We start from the raw sequence: 20,637 nt of genomic DNA on the forward strand, positions 1-20,637 counted from the left end.
GTGGACTGCGCCACGTCGCGCGTCGTCCGGTGCCGCGATGCCCGAATCGTCCAGGGCAGTACGACGATCGGCCAGCCTACCCCGGCCCCGCGCTCAGCGGGTCCTGGGGCGCTCGGCAGCCAGGAGGAAGACGACGGAGCGCTCCTGTTCGGCCCAGGTACGGGTGTCCAGGCCCACGGACTGGAGCAGCGCGCACTCGACGGCGTACCCGTGTTCGGTGAGGGAGCGGCCGATGGCCTCGGCCTCGTCGCGGGTGGAGGCGTGGCTGACGATCCGTTCGGGGCGGCGGTCGGCGACGGCGGCGACGACCGCGGCTCCCCCGCCGCCCACGCGTACGACGTCGGGCTCGGGGAGGTTCTCCAGGACGTGGGGGGCGCGTCCGGCGATGACCTGGATCTGCACTCCGCGCTGTCGGGCGGCGGCAGTTGTCCGTGCGCAGGCCTCCGGGTCGGCGTCGACGGCGATGACGGCGGCGCCGAGTACCGCGGCGTCCACGGCGACGCCGCCGGAGCCGGCTCCGATGTCCCAGACCAGGTCGCCGGTGCGCGGGCCGAGCCGGGCGAGCTGGGCGGCCCGCAGCTGGGCCGACTCCCCTTCCCCGGTGTCCGGCTGGGGGCGGGCCCAGCCGCGGTCGCCGGGGCGGGCCCGCTCGGAGCTCTGGCCGAGCAGCCAGCCGGGCTCGGCGTCCAGGGCCTGGCCGGCTCCGCCGCCGATGACGATGACGACGTTGGGGTCGCGCCAGGTGTGGTCGGCGGCCTTGTCGGAAGTGAGGACGCTCACCTGTTCCCGGTCGGTGCCCAGTTCCTCGCAGATGACGAAGGTGCGGTGGACCCCGTCGAGGAGCAGGGCGAGTTCGGCGGGGCCGGCCCCGGGCGAGGTGAGGACGGCGACCTTGCCGTGGGCCCGGATGACGTTGACGGCGCGGCGCAGGGTGCGGGGGTGGGCGACGACGACCTGGGCGTCGTCCCAGGGCATGCCGGCTCGGGCGAAGGCGGCTGCGACGGAGGAGACGGCCGGGACGACCTCGACCTCCAGGCCGTGCTCCGGGGCGCGCAGGGTGCGTACGACGCCGAAGAAGCCGGGGTCGCCGTCGGCGAAGACGACGGCGGTGCCGCGGTGGCCGGCGATGCGGCGGGCGGCGAGGCCGAGGCTGCCGAGGCGGATGCGCTCCGCGGTGGGCGGGACCTCGGGGAGCGCGAGGTGGTGGGCGGCGCCGGCCACCAGGGTCGCGGCGGAGAGCGCGGACCGGGCTGCCGCGGTCAGGGGCGAGCCGTCCCAGCCGATCACCGTGACCCGGTCGGCCATCGTCGTCTGTCTCCTGGTGCGGGAGGGGCCACCTCGCTGCGGTGGCCGGCGGAGGGCGAAGCTTCGCCGAGGGTGTCGGGCACGGTGAGACTACCTGGTCATCGGGTCAGTTCCCGGTCCGCGCCGTCGGCTCGGTCGACGGAGTAGGCGTCGTATCCGTCATAGCCGTCGTAGTCGCCGTAGCCGTCCGCGTCGTCGAGGTCCTCGGGGACGAGGCTCCAGACGATGAGGTCGGTGCGGGTGTCGGTCCAGCTGCCGTCGGCCGCCTGGGTGCGCACTATCCAGGCGTTGCGCAGGACTCCCTCGCTGATGCAGCCGATCTTCTGCGCCACCTGCTGGGAGGCGGTGTTGTCGGCGGGCGTGCGCAGTTCGAGGCGTTCGAAGCCCTGGTCGCGGAAGAGCCAGCGGGTCACCGCGAGTACGGACTCGCTGGCGTAGCCCTCGCCGCGGGCCCAGGGGGCGGTGAGGTAGCCGACCTCCGTGGCGCGGGTGCGCCAGTTGGTGTTCTGGAGGTGGACGATGCCGACGAGGCGCTGGGTGAGGAACTCGGTGACGGCGAAGACGATGCCGCGGCCCTCGGTGCGCTCGGCGTGCGAGAGGCGGGTGGCCCAGCGGCGGGCGTCGGCCCGCGTGTAGGGGTGCGGTACCGAGGTCCAGGCGGTGACGCCCTCGTCGTTCATCATCTCGGTGAGCGCGGTGACGTCCTCTTCCTCGAAGGGGCGCAGCACCAGCCGGTCCGTGCTGATGGTGACGTCCGGGAAGGTGGTAGTCATGCGCAGCTCCATGCCTGAGACCGTGGTGCGGGACCGTTTGTGCGGGTCGTAGGCCACAGCATGCAGCATCGGCCGGTGGAAGTGCAGGGCCGGGGTTGCCCGGAAGCGGGCAGGGCTCGGCCCCGCGCGCCGACGGGAGCGTGCGGGGCCGAAATGCCTGACGGCCGGGGTTCAGGAGGCGGGGGCGGCGAAGGCCGGGACGACCGAGCCCCGGTACTTCTCCTCGATGAACTTCTTGACGTCGTCGGAGTTCAGGAGCTTGGCGAGCTTCTGGATCCGCGGGTCGTCCTGGTTGCCGTCCTTGACCGCGAGGAAGTTGGCGTAGGGGTTGTCCTCGGCCTTCTCCAGGGCCAGGGCGTCCTTGGCGGGCGACAGGTCGGCCTCGATCGCGTAGTTGCCGTTGATGACGGCGGCGTCCACGTCGTTCAGGGCGCGCGGGACCGTGGCGGCCTCCAGCTCCTTGAACTCCAGGCCCTTCTTGTCGGTGATGTCGGACAGCTTGGCGCCGGTGCCGACACCTTCCTTGAGGGTGATCAGGTTGTTCGCGGCGAGCAGCTGGAGCGCGCGGCCCTCGTTGGTGGTGTCGTTGGGGACGGCGATGGTCTGGCCGGCCTTGATGTCCGCGAGGGTCTTGACCTTCTTGGAGTAGAGACCGAGGGGCTCCAGGTGCACGTTCGCGACGGGCACGATGGTCGTGCCGTTCTTCTTGTTGAAGTCGTCGAGGTACGGCTTGTGCTGGAAGTAGTTGCCGTCGACCTGGCCCTGCTGGGTGGCGGTGTTCGGCAGGACGTAGTCCGTGAACTCCTTGACCTCCAGCTTGAGGCCTTCCTTCGCCGCGAGCTTGTCCTTGACGAAGTTCAGGATGTCGGCGTGCGGGCTCGGGGAGGCCGCGATGACGAGCGGCTTGCTCTCGTCGGTCTTGCCGCCGTCGGCCTTGGTGGAGGACGGGTCCGAGGAGCTGCCGCAGGCGGTGAGGCCCAGCGCGAGCGCGGTCGCGGTGGCGGCGAGGGCGGTGAGCTTGATGTTCTTACGCACGAAGAGTGCCTTTCTTGCATTTTTCATGGTGGTGGCCCAAGCACGACAAGTGCGGGCTTTTCCGAGGGGGAGGTCTTGTCAGCCGGGCTGGCTCAGGCTGTCCGGCCGCGGCGGGCCAAGAGGCGGACCACGCCGTCGCCGATCAGCTGGATCACCGTGACGATGACGATCAGCACGACGACGGTGGCGACCATGAATCCGGTCTCGAAGCGCTGGAAGCCGTAGGTGATGGCCTTGGAGCCGAGGCCTTCGCCGCCGACGGCGCCGGCCATGGCCGAGTAGCCGACCAGGGTGATCACGGTGGTGGTGACACCGGCGACCAGGGAGGGCAGGGCCTGCGGCAGGAGCACCTTGCCGACGAGGGTGGGGATGCCGCCGCCCATGGACTCGACGGCCTCGATCAGGCCGTGGTCCACCTCGCGGACGGCGGTCTCGACGAGCCGGGCGAAGAAGGGGATGGCGCCGATGGCGAGCGGGACGATCATGGCGGTGGGGCCGATGAAAGTGCCCACGACCGCGGTGGTGACCGGGATCAGGAAGATCAGCAGGATGATGAACGGCAGCGAGCGGCCTATGTTCACGATCACGCCGAGCACCTTGTTGAGCGGCCGGTTCTGCAGGAGGCCGCCCTTGTCGGTGAGGACCAGCAGGATGCCGATGGGCAGTCCGCCCAGGACGGTCACCAGGGTGGACCACAGCACCATGTAGAGGGTGTCGTAGGTGCCCTGGCCGAGCAGGGGCTGCATCTCGGACCAGGTCACTTCGCACCATCCTTGACCAGGGAGGCCAGTTCGTCGTCGATCGTGTCGGCCTTGGCGCCGGTGTCCTCCTCGCCGACGACGTCGACCTGGAGTCCCTGTTCGCGCAGGAAGCCCACGGGTACGACGTTGTCCTCGAAGCGGCCGGGCAGTTCGATGCGCATGCGGCCGATCTGGCGTCCGGCGACGGTGTCCATCGCGGCGCCGAGGATCGAGATGTCGATGTTGTACGTGCGCGAGAGCTGCGAGATGACCGGCTGGGCGGCGGCTTCGCCGTGGAAGGTGACGTCGACGACCGTGCGGTCGGGGCCGGTGGCGGCGCCGGTGACGGGGAAGAGCTCGCCCGCCAGCTCGGAGCCGGGGGTGGCGAGCAGCTCGGCGACGGTGCCGGACTCCACGATCCTGCCGCGCTTCATCAGGGCGGCCGAGTCGCAGACGGACTTGACCACGTCCATCTCGTGCGTGATCAGCAGCACGGTGAGGCCGAGCTGCTGGTTGAGGTCGCGCAGCAGCTGGAGGATGGAGCGGGTGGTCTCGGGGTCCAGGGCGCTGGTGGCCTCGTCGGACAGCAGCACTTTGGGGTCGCCGGCCAGGGCGCGGGCGATGCCGACGCGCTGCTTCTGGCCGCCGGAGAGCTGGGTGGGGTAGGCCTTGGCCTTGTCGGCGAGGCCGACGAGGTCGAGGAGTTCCAGGGCCTTGCGGGAGCGCTCGCGGCCGGAGACGCCGAGGATCTCCAGGGGCAGCTCGACGTTGCCCTGGACCGTGCGCGAGGACAGCAGGTTGAAGTGCTGGAAGACCATGCCGATGCGGCTGCGGGCCTCGCGCAGTTCCTTGCCGGCGCGGCGGCCGCGGCCCGCGAGCGCGGTGAGGTCGACGCCGTCGACGCTCACGGTGCCCGTGGTGGGGCGCTCGAGCAGGTTCACGCAGCGGATCAGGGAGGACTTGCCGGCGCCGCTCTGGCCGATGACTCCGTATACCTCGCCCTCGCGGACGTGGAGGTCCACGCCGTCCAGGGCGGTGACCTCGCGGCCACGGGACTGGTAGACCTTCGTGAGGCCCGATGTGGTGATCACAGGATTTCCGTCGCTGTCGAGTGCACGGCTGTGCGGGTGCCGGGCACGGGGCAAACATCTGGGGACGCGCGATACCGGTCTCACCGTCACGAACGGATGGCGTCGGCGCGTGCGCGGGGCAGGAGCGGTCCGGGGAGGCACGGACGGGCTCGGCCGGTCTCGCTTCGGGGCGCGAGGCGTGCGGAAGGGGCCCTCAGAAGGCGCGCATTCGACACATACAACGAGCACCGGGCGTCATCGTCGCCTCGGTCGCAAGGGTGCGGCTGCTCGTCGTGGTCATGGGCCCCAGTAAACCAGACATGTCACTTCACCGATCAACGATGTCCGAATAGCGGACGGAAAGCAGCCGCATACCGGACAAGACCGGGCGCCTTCAGCCATCCGTCCCGAAGGTCAGACCACCCTCGCCGACCTGCACCGACACGGCCGAAAGGTCCCGTACGACCACGTGCGCGTCGAGCTGGGCAGGGGTGTGGGCCTGTGGTCAAGGCCACGGCCCGCATGCCGGCCGCGCGCAGCCGGGCCTTCTCGGCGTGGAGGTTCATGCGTCCGGCAGAGCTCCCGCACAGGGGTGCGCGCATCGGGTCTTTCAGCCCGTAATACCCTCGCTGCATGCTCGACGCCCTGACGGTCGCCATCAGCGTGGCCGCACTCGCCCTCGCCGCCTGGTGCGGCCACGCCGCATGGCGGGACCAGCCCACCAAGGACTGGCACTTCATCGGCATGGCCGTGGTGACGGTGCTGGTCCTGGCCCAGCTGGTGGTCGGTCTGGTCAAGCTGGCCCGGGGCGAGAAGCCCGACGAGGGCGCGGTGATCTTCGTGGCGTACCTGCTGGGCGCCTTCGCGGCGGTACCGGCCGCCGGGATGCTCTCGCTGACCGAGCGGACCAAGTGGGGTTCGGTGACCGTGGCCGCGGGCGCGGTCGTCCTCGCCGTCCTCGAAGTACGGCTCTACGACATCTGGGGAACCACCGGTGCCTGACACGACGACCGCCGCACCCGCCGGGCGCACCCGGCTCGTCTCCGGGCCGGGACTGCTGCTGGTGTGGCTGTACGGGGTGATGGTGGTCGGCGCGGTGTCGCGGTCGGCGTACCAGATCTCCACCGAGTTCGACCGGGCGCCGCTGGCGTACGCGCTGTCGGCCGCGGCGGCTCTGGCCTACGCGTTCATCACGTACTCGCTGGTGCGCGGCGGGGAGACGGCCCGCAGGGCGGCGCTGGTGTGCTGCGCCGCCGAGCTGGCCGGGGTCCTGGCCGTCGGCGTGTGGACGCTGGTGCGGCCCGACTCCTTCCCCGACGCGACGGTGTGGTCGCAGTTCGGGATGGGCTACCTGTTCATCCCGGTGATCCTGCCGATCACCGGGATGCTCTGGCTCCGCAAGAAGCGCTAGCCGCGGTCAGGCACTGACCGCGAAATCGGTGGCGTCCTTGGCTTCCTTCTCCAGGATCACCAGCTGCACGCCGTCCGAGGCCGTGCGGCCGCCGACCTTCGTGTAGCCCGCCTTGCGGTAGAGCCGCAGGTTCGACTCGCTCTTGTGCCCGGTGTGCAGGCGGAAGCGGGTGGGCGCGCCATGCCCCGCCAGGGCCTCCTCGACGGCGCGCAGCAGGCGGGCGCCGAGACCGTGGCCCTGCAGCCGCGGGTGGACGCACAGCTTGGCGATCTTCCCGGTGCCGTCCTCGTCGACGCTGCCGCGCACGGTGCCGACGACCTCGTCGCCGAGCCGGGCCACCAGCACGGTGTCCGACGCCAGCTCCGCCTTGAGGGAGTCCAGGGACTGGGTGAGCGGCTGGATGAGGTAGTTGCCGTAGAGCTCGGCCTCGCGCTGGAAGGCCAGGTACTGCAGTTTGAAGATCTGCTCGGCGTCCTCGGCGGCCGCCGCCGAAATGGTCACGCTCATGCCCATGTGCGCATGCCTCCCGCTCACCTGGTTGCCCGTTGGTCTACCGCTCCTTTCCCCGCAGGCCAGGAGCCGCAACCTCTGCAGCCAGCATTCTGCGCAGACATCCCAGGCAACGGGAACGGACGGGCCCCAAACTTCCTTGTGAGATACCCAACTCTCCTGCGATTTCACGGTAAGTGAGGTCTCTGGGCGAAAGAAGTGCCTTCATGAGCTCCGGACAGCGTCCGGGCAATCGGGCGACCGCAGATCGAAGCGCACGGGTGTCCTCTCCGGTGAGGAGGGCCTCCTCCGGCACCCCGCCCGCGGCCGCGGGGGCCGCGCCCGCCGCGCGGTGCCGGCGGCGGCCGTCCCCGGCAGGGCGGCCGGGCTCATCCGCGGAGGGGTGGCGGTAGTCGTCCCCGGCGTGATGACGAGAGTCGTACGGGATCTCGCGCCGCGCCCGCCTCCGGGCGAGCCGGGCCTCGGCACGCACGGCCCGGCGCAGCCACCGTGCGCGGCCGGTGGGGTCGGGGTCGCGCGGGCCGCTCTCCAGCAGCCTGACCCAGACGGCTTGTTCCAGGTCGGCCGCCTCGACTCCGGTGCCCGGGGCCTCCGCCGCCGCCTCGGCCGAGAGCAGCGGGCCGAGCTTCTCAAAGAGGTCAGCCTTCAACAGGTCCATGCCGGGCGGGACGAGTGGTGCGCGCCCGGCGGTTTCCCCGCCGGGCGCGCACCACTCGTACGGGAAGCTCCGGTCAGCGGTTGACGGGACGCCGGCCCGGGCGGAAGGCCTCCGCCGCGAGGAGTCCGGTGTCCGGGTTGTCGGTGAAGATCCCGTCGATGCCCTGCTCGAAGTAGGTCCGGTAGGCGGCGAACGCGTCTCCGTACGCGGCCGGGTCGGTGCCCTTGCGGAAGTCGGCCGGCAGGAAGCTGTTCTCGTTCCGCGCGGTGTAGGGGTGCAGCAGCAGCCCCTGGGCGTGGGCGTCCTTGACCAGGGTGGTCGGGGTGCCGAGCTTGCCGGCCGCGTCGCGCGGGATGACCAGGTCCAGGGTCGGGCCGATGCCCTGGGCGAAGCCGGCGATCCACCGCAGGCCCTCGGGCTTGACCAGGTCCGCGACCGTGCGCGGGTCCTTGGCCAGTTCGAAGTCCCAGGGGCGGGTGCCCGCCGCGGAGAGCAGGACGACGCGGGGCGCGGAGACCAGCCGGGAGAGCCGCTGGACGCTGGAGGGCTCGAAGGACTGGAGGAAGACGGCCGCATCGCGGCGGTCGCGCCCGTAGCGCCGCAGCAGCTTGGCCAGCGGCTCCTCAAGGCCGAGGCCGAGCGCCCGGAAGTAACTGGGGTGCTTGGTCTCCACGTGCAGCCAGACCTGCTTGTCGCGGCGGCGGCTCTCCCGGTTGGCCCAGCGCAGCACCTCCTCGAAGGTGGGCACCGCCCACTGGCCGTCGTAGAGGGTGTTGCGCTGCCGGACGGCGGGGATGCGCTCCTTCGCACGCAGGGTCTTCAGCTCGGCGAGCGTGAAGTCCTCGGTGAACCAGCCGGTGACCGGGACCCCGTCGATGGACTTGGTGGTCCGGCGCCCCGCGAACTCCGGGTGGTCCGCGACGTCCGTGGTGCCGCCGATCTCGTTCTCGTGGCGGCACACCAGATGCCCGTCCTTGGTGGGGACCAGGTCCTGCTCGATGACGTCGGCGCCCATGTCGAGCGCGAGCTGGTAGGAGCCGAGCGTGTGCTCGGGCCGGTAGCCGCTCGCCCCGCGGTGGGCGATCACCGTCGGGTAGGGCAGGTCCCGGAACCCGCCCTCGCCGTGCCCGCCGCCCGCGGCGGAGGCGGCGGCCGGTCCCGCCGCGAGTCCGGTGATGCCGGTGCCCGCCGCCAGTACGGCCGCGCCGAGGACCGTGCGCCGTGCTGCCCCGCCCTGTGTCATGAGTGCCACTCCCATCGCGAAAAACGCCCGAATCGGCGTGCCGATCGTAGGCGGGGAGGGGTTTACGGAGAGGGTGTCCCGTCGGAACACGGCGGAAACGTGCGTCAACACTGCGTATCCAACTCGTGAACCCGATGTGCGATCAGAGCTGACCCACGAGTATCGTCCTCACCTGCACTACCGCCGCGTGGTGGGTGCGAGAACCGCTTTTCGATGCCGGAGGGCCCACGTTGTTCCGTACGCGCCTCATCAAAGCCACTGTCGGACCGGTCATGCGCCTGATGTTCCGCACCCGTGTGGAGGGCATCGAGAACATCCCGGGTACCGGACCGGTGATTTTGGCGGGCAACCACCTCACGTTCATCGACTCCATGATCCTTCCGCTGGTGTGCGACCGCACGGTCCACTTCATCGGCAAGGACGAGTACGTGACGGGCAAGGGCCTCAAGGGCCGCGCCATGGCCTGGTTCTTCACCGGCTCCGGCATGATCCCGGTCGACCGCGACGGGGCGAACGGCGGGGTCGCGGCCCTGATGACCGGCCGCCGGATCCTCGAAGAGGGCAAGATCTTCGGCATCTACCCGGAGGGCACCCGCTCCCCCGACGGCCGGCTCTACCGCGGCCGCACCGGCATCGCCCGCCTGACGCTGATGACGGGCGCCCCCGTGGTCCCGTTCGCGATGATCGGCACCGACAAGCTCCAGCCCGGCGGCGCCGGCATGCCGCGACCGGGCCGGGTCACCGTGCGCTTCGGCGAGCCGATGGAGTTCTCCCGCTACGAGGGCATGGACCGCGACCGGTACGTGCTGCGCGCGGTCACCGACTCGGTGATGGCCGAGGTCATGCGGCTGTCGGGCCAGGAGTACGTGGACATGTACGCGACCAAGGCGAAGGCGGCCTGAGCCCGTCTCACTGCCGCTGGAGTGACCGGCTGACGCCCGCCGCCGTGGTGGTGGCGAGGATCCAGCCGGTCACGATCAGCAGGTACGACAGCCACTGGTACCAGCCGCTCGGCGCGTAGGCGGACTCCTGCCCGAAGCTGATGATCGGCACCAGCAGGTCGATCGTGTAGAAGACCGCGTTGAAGTCCGGGGCCTCGCCCGGCTTCAGGGGCCGCGGCGGCTCCAGGCCGTAGGCGACCGCCCCGGTCAGCAGCAGGGCCGCCAGCCAGCCGACCGCCCGCAGCGGCCGGAAGCCGTAGCCGACGGTGACGTCCTGGAGCTTGCCCCACAGCCGGGCGTGCCGGGGCAGGGTGCGGCGGTGCCTGCGCAGCTTGGCGAGCTGGACGGTCCGGGCGGCGGCCTCGTCGCCCGCCGTACGGTAGGCCGCGGCGAGCTGCTCGTAGGCGTACGGGAGGTAGCCGGACTCCTCGCGCTCCAGGGCCGGCAGCCGCTGCTCGGCGGGCAGGTGGGGGCTCATCGCCCGGTAGCTGAGCCCGGCCAGTCGCACGGTGCCCGGCCAGGCCTCGGGCTCGACGTGCAGCAGGTCGAACTGGGAACGGCGCAGGTTGACCGTGCCCTGGATGGTCTCGCAGTCCCGTAACCAGACCTCGCCGATGGTGCAGCTGCTGGCCCGCAGGGCCACCCCGCCGGGATTGACGAACCGGGCGTACGCGAAGTTGAGCTGGCCCGGTATGCGGGATCCGGTGAGGTTGACCCGGCCGAGCAGCTCCGCGCGCCTCGCCCGCAGGTCGGTGCCGACGGTCACGGTCTCCGCGTGCAGGGCCGTGCCGCCGGGCTCGTGGAGACGGGCGTCGTCGAGGTTGATCTGGCCTCCGACGACCGCGCCGTTGACGCGCGTCTGGCCGTGTACGGTCAGCCCGAAGGCGATGATGTCGGTGCCGATGGCGGCGTGGTTGAGCTGGAGCGGTGCTTCGCCGGCCAGTTCGCCCCCGACCGGGCCGATCACGGCGGACTGGAGGAAGAGGCCGCCGGATATCTGGGCCCCCGCGAGTCGCACCGGTCCGCTGATCCGGCAGCAGGACAGCCGCAGCACGACCTCGACGCGGACGGTGGACGCGGTCAGGCCCGGCAGGGCCGACTCGGTCAGCACGAGGGCGCGCAACCGTGCCCCGTAGAGCCCTGGTTTGCGCTCGAACCAGCAACCGCGCATCCGCATCGGGACGTCGATCGCCGCGTACTTGAGGTCCAGTTTCCCGGTGACCTTGGCACCCTTGATCTTGAGACCGGCGACTTGGCCGGCCACGCTGGGCCCGTTCAGCAGCAGCGCCATGAGCACCTCGGCGCGCACGGTGCGCTCCGGACCCCAGGCGGCTCCGTCGGCCGCGTCCTCGTCGGGGGTTTCCCGGAAGTCGACGCCTTCCCCGCGCGGGAAGGCGTCCCATACGCGGCGCTCGGCCGGCGTCAGCTCGTTGATCTCCATCGCCGGGATGGTGTCCCGCGGTTCGACGGACTGTCAACTCCGGGCGGAACAACAGCTCCTGGCGGGACGTCAGTGCTCGACGCCGTCCTGGAGCTTCTGGCCCTTCAGCAGGAACCAGGCGGCCGCCGCAGTGGCCAGCAGGACGGCCGCGCCCACTCCCGAGGCCAGCCGCAGGCCGTCCGTGAAGGCCTCCTGAGCCGCTCCCACCAGCTGTCCGGCGGTCTGCGGGTCCAGTGCCTTGGCGGCCTCGACGGCCCCGCCGAGGGATTCGTGGGCGGCGTCGGCGACGGGTCCGGCGACCGAGGCGGGGGCGGTGAAGCCCTGGTAGACGCCGGTCACGATGGAGCCGAGCAGGGCGATGCCGAGGGCGGCGCCGAGTTCGTACGCCGTCTCGGAGACGGCCGAGGCCGAACCGGCCTGCTCCTTGGGAACGCTGGAGAGGATCACGTCGGCGGTGACGGTGAAGGAGAATCCGGCGCCGAGGCCGACGATGAGCAGGGCCGCGCCGAGCAGCGGGTAGCCCGACTCCTTGTGGATCACGGTGAGCACGGCGAGGGCCAGGCCGATCGCGGCCAGGCCGCCGGCGACGACGGAGCGCACCGAGTACCGGCGGGCGTACCGGCCCGCGGCCAGACCGGTGACCACCGCGCCGATGGCGGCGGGCAGTTCGGCCAGGCCCGCCTCCAGCGGGTCGCGGCCCTGGACGAGCTGGAGGAACTGGGAGAGGAAGAAGACCAGTCCGGAGAGCCCGAAGACGGTGAGCAGGTCGGCGAGGACCGCGCCGGAGAACCCGCGGTGCTGGAAGAGCCGCATGTCCAGCAGCGGGGACGGCAGGCTGAACTGGCGGCGGACGAAGGCGTACAGGCTCGCGGCTCCGATGACGGCGGCGGCCCAGACGCCCCAGGTCACGCCGTGGGTGGCGACTTCCTTGACGGCGTAGACGACGCCGATGACGCCGACCAGGGACAGGCCGACGCTGAACAGGTCCCACGGGCCCGCCACCGGGTTCTTGGACTCGGGCAGCAGCTTGATTCCCACGACGACGAGGACGAGCATCACGGGGAGGTTGATGAGGAAGACCGAGCCCCAGTAGAAGTGCTGGAGCAGGGCTCCGCCGACGACCGGGCCGACGGCCGCGCCTGCCGAGGCGGTGGCGCCCCAGATGCCGATGGCGAGGCTGCGCTCCCTCGGGTCGTGGAAGATGTTGCGGATCAGCGCGAGGGTGGACGGCATCAGGGTGGCGCCGGCCACGCCGAGCAGGGCCCGGGCGACGATCATCATCTCGGGACTGGTCGCGTAGGCGTTGAGGACCGAGACGGCGCCGAAGGCGGTGGCGCCGACCAGCAGCAGCTTCTTGCGGCCTATGCGGTCGCCGAGGGAGCCCATGGAGACGAGCAGTCCGGCGATGACGAAGGAGTAGATGTCGCCGATCCACAGCAGCTGCGTGCCGGAGGGCTTGAGGTCCTCGCTGAGGGAGGGCGTGGCCAGTCCGAGTACGGTGGCGTCCACCGCGACCAGCAGCACGGCCAGGACGAGCACGGAGAGCGCGAGCCAGCGCCCGGGGCTCTTGGCCTCCGTCCCCTTCGTCAGGCTCGACTGCGCGGTTCCGGTCATTTCTCCACACTCCGTCGTGCGCCACCGAGCAGCAGCTCGATGATCATGTACTGAAAGTCCTTGGCGGCGACCCGGCCGTCCACGATGGCCCAGGCGCAGGTGCCGATGAGCCCGTAGAGGGCCTCGGTGAGCCAGGCGGGGCTCAGGTCGATCCGGATGTCGCCCTCGGCCTGGCCGCGCCGGAAGAGCGCGCCGACGCGGGCGTCGAGGCGGGACCAGCCCTCGTTGATCTGGTCGCCCTCGAAGAGCTGGTTCTCGGTGACGAGGAAGGCCAGCAGCTGGGCGTTGGGCTCCGCCTCGGCGACGAGCCGCTTGAGGGCGTCCACGGCCGTGCCCTCATCGAGGCGGGCGTTGTCGAAGGCCACTTCGAACTCGCGGATGCCGAGTTCCTCGAGGGCCCGTACGAGGGCGTCGCGCCCGGCGAAGTGCCGGTGCAGGGTCGCGCGCCCGATGCCTGCGGCGCGGGCGACCTCATCCATCGTGGCGGTCGATTTGCGGGAGAGCAGGGCCGCCGCGTCACGGAGCACCTGGTCACGATCCATGGCCATGAGACAAGCGTACCCCGAATGAGACGCACCTGTCTCATTCGATCGGAAAATGAGCTGCCGCTCGGCGGCCTGAGAGGAATCCTGCGCACATGAGGCCACTGCTGCTGATCGACGTCGACGGGCCCCTGAACCCCTACGCGGCCAAGGCCCAGCGCCGCCCCGAGGGCTACAGCACCCACCGGATGCGGCCGACAGGCTGGACGGGCGCCGAGAGCGCGAAGCCCCTGCGGGTCTGGCTGAACCACGGCCACGGCGCGGAGCTGCTCGCGCTGGCCCAGGCGTACGAGCTCGTCTGGGCCACCACCTGGAAGGACGAGGCGAACGACTGGATCGGCCCGCAGCTGGGCCTGCCGAGACTGCCTTTCATCGACTGGCCGGTGATGCACGGCCGGGCGCCGCGCGGCACCTTCTGGAAGACCCAGTACATCCTCGAGTACGCGGGCGCCCGGCCCTTCGCGTGGATCGACGACGACATCACGGCCATGGACCGCGAGTACGTCGAGCGGCTCCACCCGGCCCGGACGCTGTTGATGCGCGTCGACGAACGGATCGGGCTGACCCGGGCGGACTTCGACGCGCTGCGCGACTGGGCCGCGTAGGGGGTGTCCTGGCGATCAGGTGAGGACGGAGGCCAGCAGCCGGGCGGTCTTCGCGACCAGTTCCTCGTCCCTGGGGCCGGCCGGCGCGCCCGGCTTGGTCGTCAGGACCGCCATCACGATCGGAGCGCGGCCGGGCGGCCACACCACGCCGACGTCGTTGGCCACCCCGTACTCGTTCCCGCCGCCGGTCTTGTCCGCCAGGATCCAGTCCGCCGGGAGGCCGGCCTTGAACCGTCCGGTGTTCGTCGTGTTGGCGACCAGCCAGCCGGTGAGCCTCCCGCGGTCCCCGGACGGCAGCGCGTCCCCGAGGAGCAGGCGCGCGTAGGTGCCCCCGATGGCCCGGGGGCTGGTGGTGTCGGTGATCCGGCCGGGTTCCGCCGAGTTCAGTTCGGGCTCCCAGCGGTCCAGCCGGGTGGTGCGGTCCCCGAGCGAGCGGCTGAAGCGGGTGATCGCGGCGGGGCCGCCCAGCGCCTCGAGGAGCAGGTTGGCCGCGGCGTTGTCGCTCAGGCTGACGGCGGCGGCGCACAGGGCCTCGACCGTCATCCCGTCGGCCAGGTTCGCGGGCTTGCCGGTCTCCGGGCCGTACCCGGACTTCTCGACGTACTCCCGCGTGTAGCGGATCCGCCGGGCGAGGAACTCGCCGTCCTCGTCGAGGTCGCGCAGCACCGCCGCGGCGGCGAGCCCCTTGAAGACCGAGCACATCGGGAACCGCTCGTCCGCGCGGTAGGCCACCGTCCGCCCCGTGGCCGTGTCGCGGGCGAACACGCCCAGTCGGGCGGAGTGCTCCCGCTCCAGCTCCCTCAGCCGCCGGGCCGCCGCGCCCGCCGGCTCCGCGGCCTGAGCCGGGACGCCGACGGCCCCGGCCAGGCCGGTGAACAGCACGGTTCCCGTGCCGAGGGCGAGCAACGCGCGCCGGGACGGACCGGCTCCTGAAGTATTCACCATCGTCTCCTCGTCTCCCAAGATCAGGACACCGTCCAACACGCTCCGTGCGGGCCGGACGGTTCCCTGCCGGCGGGGGCCGAGGAGCCGCTACCGCTTGTGCACGGCCCAGGCGTGCTGGATGACCAGGTCCGCCTTCAGCTCGGTCAGCTGGACGGCGACCGCCGAAGGGGCGGTGCCGCCGCGGCCGTTGCGGGAGGCCAGGGCGCCGGGCACGTTGAGGACGGTGCGGACCTCGGGGGTCAGGTGCTCCGAGATCTTCGCGAACTGTTCGTCCGTCAGCCCGTCGAGCTCGATGCCGAGCGCCTCGCACTCCTTGACGCACTCGCCGGCCACCTCGTGGGCGACGCGGAACGGCACTCCCTGCTTGACCAGCCACTCCGCGATGTCGGTGGCGAGCGAGAAGCCGGCCGGAGCCAGTTCCTCCATCCGCTCCCGGTTGACCGTGAGGGTGGCCATCATGCCGGTGAAGGCGGGCAACAGGACCTCGAGGGTGTCGCAGGAGTCGAAGACCGGCTCCTTGTCCTCCTGGAGGTCCCGGTTGTAGGCCAGGGGCAGCGCCTTGAGCGTCGCGAGAAGACCCGTCAGGTTGCCGATGAGGCGGCCCGACTTGCCGCGCGCCAGCTCCGCGATGTCCGGGTTCTTCTTCTGCGGCATGATCGACGACCCGGTGGAGAAGGCGTCGTGCAGGGTCACGAAGGAGAACTCCTTCGTGTTCCAGATGATGATCTCCTCCGCGATCCGGGACAGGTTGATCCCGATCATCGCGGTGACGAAGGCGAACTCGGCGACGAAGTCGCGCGAGGCCGTGCCGTCGATGGAGTTGCCGACCGAGCCCCGTTCGAAGCCCAGCTCGGCGGCGACCGCCTCCGGGTCCAGGCCCAGCGAGGAGCCGGCCAGCGCGCCCGAGCCGTACGGGGAGACCGCGGTGCGCGTGTCCCACTGGCGCAGCCGCTCCGCGTCGCGGGACAGGGACTGCACATGGGCCAGTACGTGGTGGGCGAAGAGCACCGGCTGGGCGTGCTGGAGGTGGGTCCGGCCGGGCATCGCCACGTCGGCGTGCGTCTCGGCGAGGCCGACCAGCGCGTCCTGGAGGTCGGCGATGAGCCCGCCGATGATCCGTGCGTGGTCGCGCAGGTACATCCGGAACAGGGTGGCCACCTGGTCGTTGCGGGACCGGCCCGCACGCAGCTTGCCGCCGAGGTCGGCGCCGAGCCGCTCCAGCAGACCGCGTTCCAGTGCGGTGTGCACGTCCTCGTCGGCGACGGTGCCGACGAAGGTGCCCGCGGCCACGTCGGCTTCGAGCTGGTCGAGGCCCGCGATCATGCGCTCGAGTTCGTCGGCCGTGAGCAGGCCCGCCTTGTGCAGCACCCGGGCGTGGGCACGGGAGCCCGCGATGTCGTACGGCGCGAGGCGCCAGTCGAAGTGGACCGACGCGGACAGCTTCGCGAGGGCTTCGGCGGGCCCGTCCGCGAAGCGGCCGCCCCAGAGCCGGACGTCACCGTTGTTGCTGCTCACAGCTACTGCTCCTCAAGACTGCATGGTGTCGGATGTGCAACCGCCCGCCGATCGCGGAGGTAACGGGGGCGGTCCGTTCGGCTGTGCGCGCGCCTCAGGAGAGGTCGCGGCGCGCGGCGATCTTCGAGGAGAGGCCGAAGATCTCGATGAAGCCCTGGGCCTTGGACTGGTCGAAGGTGTCGCCGGAGTCGTAGGTCGCCAGGTTGAAGTCGTAGAGCGACTCCTGCGACTTCCGCCCGGTGACGACGGCGCGGCCGCCGTGCAGGGTCATCCGGATGTCGCCGGTGACGTGCTGGTTGGCCTCGGTGATGAAGCCGTCCAGCGCCCGCTTGAGGGGGGAGAACCACAGGCCGTCGTAGACCAGCTCGCCCCAGCGCTGCTCGACCTGCCGCTTGTAGCGGGCCAGTTCGCGCTCGACGGTGACGTTCTCCAGCTCCTGGTGGGCGGTGATCAGCGCGATCGCGCCCGGGGCCTCGTACACCTCGCGGGACTTGATGCCCACGAGGCGGTCCTCGACGAGGTCGATCCGGCCGACGCCCTGGGCTCCGGCGCGCTCGTTGAGCTGCTGGATCGCCTGCAGGACGGACACCGGCCGGCCGTCGAGGGCGACGGGGACGCCGGCCGCGAAGGAGATGACGACCTCGTCGGCCTCGCGGGGGACGGCCGGGTTCGAGGTGTACTCGTAGACGTCCTCGATCGGCGCGTTCCAGATGTCCTCCAGGAAGCCCGTCTCGACGGCGCGCCCGAAGACGTTCTGGTCGATGGAGTACGGGGACTTCTTGGTGGTGGCGATGGGCAGGTCGGCCTGCTCGGCGAAGGCGATGGCCTTGTCCCGGGTCATCGCGTAGTCGCGGACCGGGGCGATGCACGTGAGGTCGGGACCGAGGGCGGCGATGCCGGCCTCGAAGCGGACCTGGTCGTTCCCCTTGCCGGTGCAGCCGTGGGCGACGGTCGAGGCGCCGTGCTTGCGGGCGGCGGCGACCAGGTGCTTGACGATGGCGGGGCGCGAGAGGGCGGAGACCAGCGGGTAGCGGTCCATGTAGAGGGCGTTCGCCCGGATCGCCGGGAGGCAGTACTCGTCGGCGAACTCGTCCCTCGCGTCCGCGACCTCGGCCTCCACCGCACCGCAGGCGAGCGCGCGCTTGCGGATGACGTCCAGGTCCTCGCCGCCCTGGCCGACGTCCACCGCCACGGCGATGACCTCCGCGCCCGTCTCCTCGGCGATCCAGCCGATGGCGACGGAGGTGTCCAGTCCGCCTGAGTAGGCGAGTACGACGCGCTCGGTCACGGGCTTCTCCTTACGGTGCGTTCGTTCTCGCGGTCCGTCCAACGGCTGGCATAACTATGCACTGCCCCGTATGTTTCGTCAATCGAGTCCCGCCGCCCCTCCCGCTGACCAGGGCGAATATCAGAGGCGCCCGGCGCCGGCCGACGCCTACGATCGGCAGTCCGCGCCGACGAGGGGGACACATGGGAGCCGAGACGCAGCGCCTGATCGAGGAGGGCCGGGCCGCGGCCGCGGGCCTGATGCGGGGCGAGCGCCTCGGACTCGGCGGTGTCCGCCGCCCCGTCCTGCCCCTGTCCTGGATGGCCTTCGACGCGGAGATCCGGCGGGGCCGCTCCCCCTGGCATCCGGGGCCCCGCGCGGCCGACCGGGTCGAAGTCCGCCTCTGCCACCCCGACGGCCGGATCCGCGAGGCCGCGCTCGCCCTCCCGCGCCTGCCGATGCCGCTCGTCGTGATCCGGTGCGCCGACTGGGCTCCGGCGGTGCGCAAGCGTGCCCGGCAGGTGCTCTCCGCGGCCCTGGCCGCCGACCCGGCACACACCCTGATCGACCTCACCCCGCTCGTCCTGCGGCTGGCCCGGCGCGAGCGGGGCGTCTGGGCGCGCGACCTGTTCGAGGGAGCGCTCCGCGCGGGCCCGGTGCCGGCCCCCTGGTGGCGCCCCGCGCGTCCCGGACAGTGGTGGCGCCCGGCGCGCGCCGCGCGGACGGTGACCGGCGAGGAGCCCGACACCGTCCTGGCCTGGCTGCGCCGCAGCGGCGACCTGCCGACCCGGCGGTTCGCCACCCGCATCACCCTGGACGTCGGACTGTTCGGCGTACGGGAGCTCGCACGGCGCGCCGGCGCCGAGCGGGACCCGGCCACGGCGCTGCTCTGGGGGGATGCCGCCCTGGCCGCGCTCGCCGCCGACGGGCCGGACGACCAGGCGATCGACAGCCTGCTGCACGCGCACATCCCGATGGTGCGCGCCGGCGGGGTCACCGCCCTGCGCCGGGCCGGCCGCGCCGCCGAGGCCGCGGACCACCTGGCGGACCGCTCCGGGCTGGTGCGGGCCTGCGCCCGGTGGCTGGTCCGCCAGGCCGGCGGGGACCCGTACACCCTGTGCCGCGCACTGGTCGAGGACCCGGCCCGCGTGACCCGGTACGCCGTCACCGGCTTCGCCGAGTGCGCCGGGCGGGCGGACGTACCGCTGCTGCGCGCGCTGCTGGAGCGGCCCGGCCGCGACGGAGGCGCCGTACGGGCCGCGGCCGTCGCGGGGCTGCGCGCGCTGGACGCCGATGACGCGGACCTGCTGCGGCCCCTGCTCGACGACCCCTCGCCCGCCGTCGCCCGCGAGGCCTCGCTCGGCCTGGTCCGGGTCGCGGGGCAGCTGCCCGCCGACTGGCTGGCGGCCCGGATCGCGCCCGGGCTCCCCCCGCACACCCGCCGGGCCGCCTACCGGGTGCTGCACGCGCGCGGCGGCATCGACGCGCTGCGGGCCTCCGTGGAGCTGCTCACGGACCCCGACCCGGGGCTGCGGCAGGTCGCCGCGCAGCGCCTGCAGAGCCTGTGGTCCCCCGAGCGGCCGCCCCTGCTGCCGCTGCGCGACCCCGAGGTCGGGGCCCTGCTCGACCGCTGCACCGGCCTGTTCAGCGACCACGTCATGGAGCGGATGCGTTCACAGCTCGGAATTCCGCGTGCGGCGCGGGACCGGATCGGATAATGATCCACATGGGAAAGCTCTACACACGCATAGACGGCCGGCTGCGCACGTTCATCGAAGAGCAGCCGGTCTTCTTCACGGCCACCGCACCGCTCGCCGGTGACGGCCACGTCAACCTGTCCCCCAAGGGCCGGGCCGGAACCCTCGTCGTCATCGACGAGGAGACGCTCGCCTACCTCGACTTCGGCGGCAGCGGCGCCGAGACCATCGCGCACGTCCGCGAGAACGGCCGGATCACCCTGATGTGGTGCGCCTTCTCCGGACCGCCCAACATCGTGCGCGTGCACGGCGACGGCGAGGCGGTCTTCCGCGACGACCCCCGCTGGGCCGGGCTGATCGGCCTGTTCGGCGACGCCGACGGGCCGTCCGCGCGGGCGATCATCCTCGTCCACGCCCGGCGCATCTCCGACACGTGCGGTTACGCCGTCCCCTTCATGGAGTACGGGGGCGAGCGCACCCTCCACGCGGAGTACTTCGGCCGCAAGACCGACGAGGAGTTCGCCGCGTACTGCGAGAAGAAGGAGTACATCGAAAAGAGCCTGGACGGCCTGCCTGCGCTGCCTCTGCCCCTTCCGCCCCGTACCGTCTGACGTGTGCTGCGAACCGCTCTCGTCACGGGCTCACTGATCGTCACCATCCTGCTCCCGCAGGGCTCCGCGAGCCAGGCGCCGCTGCCCCACCGGCTCGCCGACACCGGCGGCGGAAGCCAGCTGATCACCGCCGTCGCGCCCGCCCCCGGTTCCACGACCGGGCGGCTGACGTGGTGGGACCGGCGGGCCGGGAGGTGGTACGAGGCCGGGAGCGCACAGGCCCGCTTCGGGGCGAAGGGCCTCACCGAGGGCGCGACCCGCAGGCAGGGCACGAACACCACCCCGACCGGGCTGTACGACCTCCCGTACGCCTTCGGGATCCGGCGGGCGCCGGCCGGCACGGAGTACCGCTACCGGCGGGTGACCGGGGACTCGTGGTGGTGCCAGGACAACGCGTCCGCCGCCTACAACCGCTGGGTGGAGCCGCTGCCGTCGCACTGCGCGCCGGGCGAGGCTGAGCACCTGGTGACGTACCAGGCCCAGTACGCCCACGCGCTGGTCATCGGCTTCAACTACGCCGAGCCGGTACGCGGCCGCGGCGCCGGGATCTTCCTGCACGTCAACGGCAAGGGGGCGACGGCCGGGTGCGTGTCCGTGCCCCGGCAGGCGATGCGGAAGATCCTGCGCTGGGCGGACCCGGCCCGGCGCCCCCACATCGCGATCGGCACCGAGTCCGGGACGCTGGCGGTGACCCGCTACTAGGTGCCTCCTCCC

General features: G+C 71.9%; 21 protein-coding genes. 7 read left to right on the forward strand and 14 right to left on the reverse strand.

Annotated elements, in window-relative coordinates:
• Positions 1-93: 93 nt before the first annotated feature.
• The 5 genes from cbiE to BGK67_RS08535 all read right to left on the reverse strand — a co-directional run bounded on the left by cbiE (position 94) and on the right by BGK67_RS08535 (position 4,944).
• Entirely contained in the window at positions 94-1,305 is a 1,212-nt protein-coding gene (cbiE, locus tag BGK67_RS08515) for a precorrin-6y C5,15-methyltransferase (decarboxylating) subunit CbiE (RefSeq protein ID WP_069919504.1), read from the reverse strand.
• 98 nt (positions 1,306-1,403) lie between these two features.
• Positions 1,404-2,078: a GNAT family N-acetyltransferase gene (locus BGK67_RS08520; protein WP_079154575.1), complete on the reverse strand. Its 675-nt coding sequence runs from the start codon at positions 2,076-2,078 to the stop codon at positions 1,404-1,406.
• Between the two features lie 171 nt (positions 2,079-2,249).
• A complete protein-coding gene (locus BGK67_RS08525; protein ID WP_069919506.1) occupies positions 2,250-3,113 on the reverse strand; it encodes a MetQ/NlpA family ABC transporter substrate-binding protein in 864 nt (287 codons plus the stop codon).
• 92 nt (positions 3,114-3,205) lie between these two features.
• Positions 3,206-3,874: a methionine ABC transporter permease gene (locus BGK67_RS08530; protein ID WP_069919507.1), complete on the reverse strand. Its 669-nt coding sequence runs from the start codon at positions 3,872-3,874 to the stop codon at positions 3,206-3,208.
• Positions 3,871-4,944 (reverse strand): methionine ABC transporter ATP-binding protein, encoded by a 1,074-nt coding sequence (locus BGK67_RS08535; RefSeq protein WP_069919508.1) that lies wholly within the window; start codon positions 4,942-4,944, stop codon positions 3,871-3,873. Before BGK67_RS08535 ends, BGK67_RS08530 begins: the two co-directional genes overlap by 4 nt.
• A gap of 612 nt (positions 4,945-5,556) precedes the next feature.
• On the opposite strand from BGK67_RS08535, the gene BGK67_RS08540 reads away from it, so the two are divergent.
• Positions 5,557-5,925, forward strand: a complete 369-nt coding sequence (locus tag BGK67_RS08540; protein ID WP_069919509.1) for a hypothetical protein — start codon at positions 5,557-5,559, stop codon at positions 5,923-5,925.
• A complete protein-coding gene (locus tag BGK67_RS08545; RefSeq protein WP_069919510.1) occupies positions 5,918-6,334 on the forward strand; it encodes a hypothetical protein in 417 nt (138 codons plus the stop codon). The genes BGK67_RS08540 and BGK67_RS08545 overlap by 8 nt, the downstream gene beginning before the upstream one ends.
• Before the next feature lie 6 nt (positions 6,335-6,340).
• On the opposite strand, the gene BGK67_RS08550 is transcribed toward BGK67_RS08545, so the two are convergent.
• From BGK67_RS08550 to BGK67_RS08560, 3 genes are all read right to left on the reverse strand, one after another.
• Positions 6,341-6,847 (reverse strand): GNAT family N-acetyltransferase, encoded by a 507-nt coding sequence (locus BGK67_RS08550; RefSeq protein ID WP_069919511.1) that lies wholly within the window; start codon positions 6,845-6,847, stop codon positions 6,341-6,343.
• A 37-nt stretch (positions 6,848-6,884) separates the two neighbouring features.
• Positions 6,885-7,502 (reverse strand): sigma-70 family RNA polymerase sigma factor, encoded by a 618-nt coding sequence (locus BGK67_RS39955; RefSeq protein WP_069919512.1) that lies wholly within the window; start codon positions 7,500-7,502, stop codon positions 6,885-6,887.
• Between the two features lie 73 nt (positions 7,503-7,575).
• Positions 7,576-8,745 carry a glycerophosphodiester phosphodiesterase gene (locus BGK67_RS08560; protein ID WP_069919513.1) on the reverse strand — a complete coding sequence of 390 codons (1,170 nt, stop codon included), beginning with the start codon at positions 8,743-8,745 and terminating at the stop codon, positions 7,576-7,578.
• Positions 8,746-9,017: 272 nt separating this feature from the next.
• Here BGK67_RS08560 and BGK67_RS08565 point away from each other — a divergent pair, with 272 nt between their 5' ends.
• Positions 9,018-9,647: a lysophospholipid acyltransferase family protein gene (locus BGK67_RS08565; RefSeq protein WP_069923714.1), complete on the forward strand. Its 630-nt coding sequence runs from the start codon at positions 9,018-9,020 to the stop codon at positions 9,645-9,647.
• A gap of 7 nt (positions 9,648-9,654) precedes the next feature.
• On the opposite strand, the gene BGK67_RS08570 is transcribed toward BGK67_RS08565, so the two are convergent.
• From BGK67_RS08570 to BGK67_RS08580, 3 genes are all read right to left on the reverse strand, one after another.
• On the reverse strand, positions 9,655-11,127 hold the full coding sequence (locus tag BGK67_RS08570) for a membrane-associated oxidoreductase (RefSeq protein WP_069919514.1): 1,473 nt from the start codon (positions 11,125-11,127) through the stop codon (positions 9,655-9,657).
• Positions 11,128-11,196: 69 nt separating this feature from the next.
• Positions 11,197-12,741, reverse strand: coding sequence for an MFS transporter (locus BGK67_RS08575; RefSeq protein ID WP_069919515.1), 1,545 nt, complete (start codon positions 12,739-12,741; stop codon positions 11,197-11,199).
• Complete coding sequence (locus BGK67_RS08580) at positions 12,738-13,289, reverse strand: TetR/AcrR family transcriptional regulator (protein ID WP_069919516.1); 552 nt, start codon at positions 13,287-13,289, stop codon at positions 12,738-12,740. Before BGK67_RS08580 ends, BGK67_RS08575 begins: the two co-directional genes overlap by 4 nt.
• 89 nt (positions 13,290-13,378) lie before the next feature.
• Here BGK67_RS08580 and BGK67_RS08585 point away from each other — a divergent pair, with 89 nt between their 5' ends.
• Complete coding sequence (locus BGK67_RS08585; RefSeq protein WP_069919517.1) at positions 13,379-13,888, forward strand: HAD domain-containing protein; 510 nt, start codon at positions 13,379-13,381, stop codon at positions 13,886-13,888.
• 15 nt (positions 13,889-13,903) lie between these two features.
• On the opposite strand, the gene bla is transcribed toward BGK67_RS08585, so the two are convergent.
• The 3 genes from bla to BGK67_RS08600 all read right to left on the reverse strand — a co-directional run bounded on the left by bla (position 13,904) and on the right by BGK67_RS08600 (position 17,636).
• The gene (gene bla / locus BGK67_RS08590; protein ID WP_244291439.1) at positions 13,904-14,830 is read right to left on the reverse strand and encodes a class A beta-lactamase; all 927 of its coding nucleotides are present in this window, start codon (positions 14,828-14,830) and stop codon (positions 13,904-13,906) included.
• A 90-nt stretch (positions 14,831-14,920) separates the two neighbouring features.
• Complete coding sequence (gene argH / locus BGK67_RS08595; RefSeq protein ID WP_069919518.1) at positions 14,921-16,348, reverse strand: argininosuccinate lyase; 1,428 nt, start codon at positions 16,346-16,348, stop codon at positions 14,921-14,923.
• 94 nt (positions 16,349-16,442) lie between these two features.
• On the reverse strand, positions 16,443-17,636 hold the full coding sequence (locus BGK67_RS08600; protein ID WP_069919519.1) for an argininosuccinate synthase: 1,194 nt from the start codon (positions 17,634-17,636) through the stop codon (positions 16,443-16,445).
• Positions 17,637-17,818: 182 nt separating this feature from the next.
• On the opposite strand from BGK67_RS08600, the gene BGK67_RS08605 reads away from it, so the two are divergent.
• The 3 genes from BGK67_RS08605 to BGK67_RS08615 are packed head-to-tail and all read left to right on the forward strand — an operon-like array spanning position 17,819 to position 20,625.
• A complete protein-coding gene (locus tag BGK67_RS08605; RefSeq protein WP_079154085.1) occupies positions 17,819-19,333 on the forward strand; it encodes a hypothetical protein in 1,515 nt (504 codons plus the stop codon).
• Between the two features lie 8 nt (positions 19,334-19,341).
• The gene (locus BGK67_RS08610; protein ID WP_069923717.1) at positions 19,342-19,923 is read left to right on the forward strand and encodes a pyridoxamine 5'-phosphate oxidase family protein; all 582 of its coding nucleotides are present in this window, start codon (positions 19,342-19,344) and stop codon (positions 19,921-19,923) included.
• A 6-nt stretch (positions 19,924-19,929) separates the two neighbouring features.
• Positions 19,930-20,625, forward strand: a complete 696-nt coding sequence (locus tag BGK67_RS08615) for a L,D-transpeptidase family protein (RefSeq protein WP_432215510.1) — start codon at positions 19,930-19,932, stop codon at positions 20,623-20,625.
• Positions 20,626-20,637: the final 12 nt, after the last annotated feature.

The organism is Streptomyces subrutilus, assembly GCF_001746425.1.
Classification (GTDB): Bacteria; Actinomycetota; Actinomycetes; order Streptomycetales; family Streptomycetaceae; genus Streptomyces; species Streptomyces subrutilus_A.

What these genes read in the sequence shown, in the direction of transcription:
- BGK67_RS08550 (WP_069919511.1), bottom strand. Translation starts at nt 6,847, where the DNA reads ATGGGCATGAGCGTGACCATTTCGGCGGCGGCCGCCGAGGACGCCGAG.
- BGK67_RS08585 (WP_069919517.1), top strand. Translation starts at nt 13,379, where the DNA reads ATGAGGCCACTGCTGCTGATCGACGTCGACGGGCCCCTGAACCCCTAC.
- BGK67_RS08610 (WP_069923717.1), top strand. Translation starts at nt 19,342, where the DNA reads ATGGGAAAGCTCTACACACGCATAGACGGCCGGCTGCGCACGTTCATC.
- BGK67_RS08580 (WP_069919516.1), bottom strand. Translation starts at nt 13,289, where the DNA reads ATGGCCATGGATCGTGACCAGGTGCTCCGTGACGCGGCGGCCCTGCTC.
- BGK67_RS08565 (WP_069923714.1), top strand. Translation starts at nt 9,018, where the DNA reads ATGCGCCTGATGTTCCGCACCCGTGTGGAGGGCATCGAGAACATCCCG.
- BGK67_RS08560 (WP_069919513.1), bottom strand. Translation starts at nt 8,745, where the DNA reads ATGACACAGGGCGGGGCAGCACGGCGCACGGTCCTCGGCGCGGCCGTA.
- cbiE (WP_069919504.1), bottom strand. Translation starts at nt 1,305, where the DNA reads ATGGCCGACCGGGTCACGGTGATCGGCTGGGACGGCTCGCCCCTGACC.
- BGK67_RS39955 (WP_069919512.1), bottom strand. Translation starts at nt 7,502, where the DNA reads ATGGACCTGTTGAAGGCTGACCTCTTTGAGAAGCTCGGCCCGCTGCTC.
- BGK67_RS08570 (WP_069919514.1), bottom strand. Translation starts at nt 11,127, where the DNA reads ATGGAGATCAACGAGCTGACGCCGGCCGAGCGCCGCGTATGGGACGCC.
- BGK67_RS08605 (WP_079154085.1), top strand. Translation starts at nt 17,819, where the DNA reads ATGGGAGCCGAGACGCAGCGCCTGATCGAGGAGGGCCGGGCCGCGGCC.
- BGK67_RS08520 (WP_079154575.1), bottom strand. Translation starts at nt 2,078, where the DNA reads ATGACTACCACCTTCCCGGACGTCACCATCAGCACGGACCGGCTGGTG.
- BGK67_RS08540 (WP_069919509.1), top strand. Translation starts at nt 5,557, where the DNA reads ATGCTCGACGCCCTGACGGTCGCCATCAGCGTGGCCGCACTCGCCCTC.
- BGK67_RS08575 (WP_069919515.1), bottom strand. Translation starts at nt 12,741, where the DNA reads ATGACCGGAACCGCGCAGTCGAGCCTGACGAAGGGGACGGAGGCCAAG.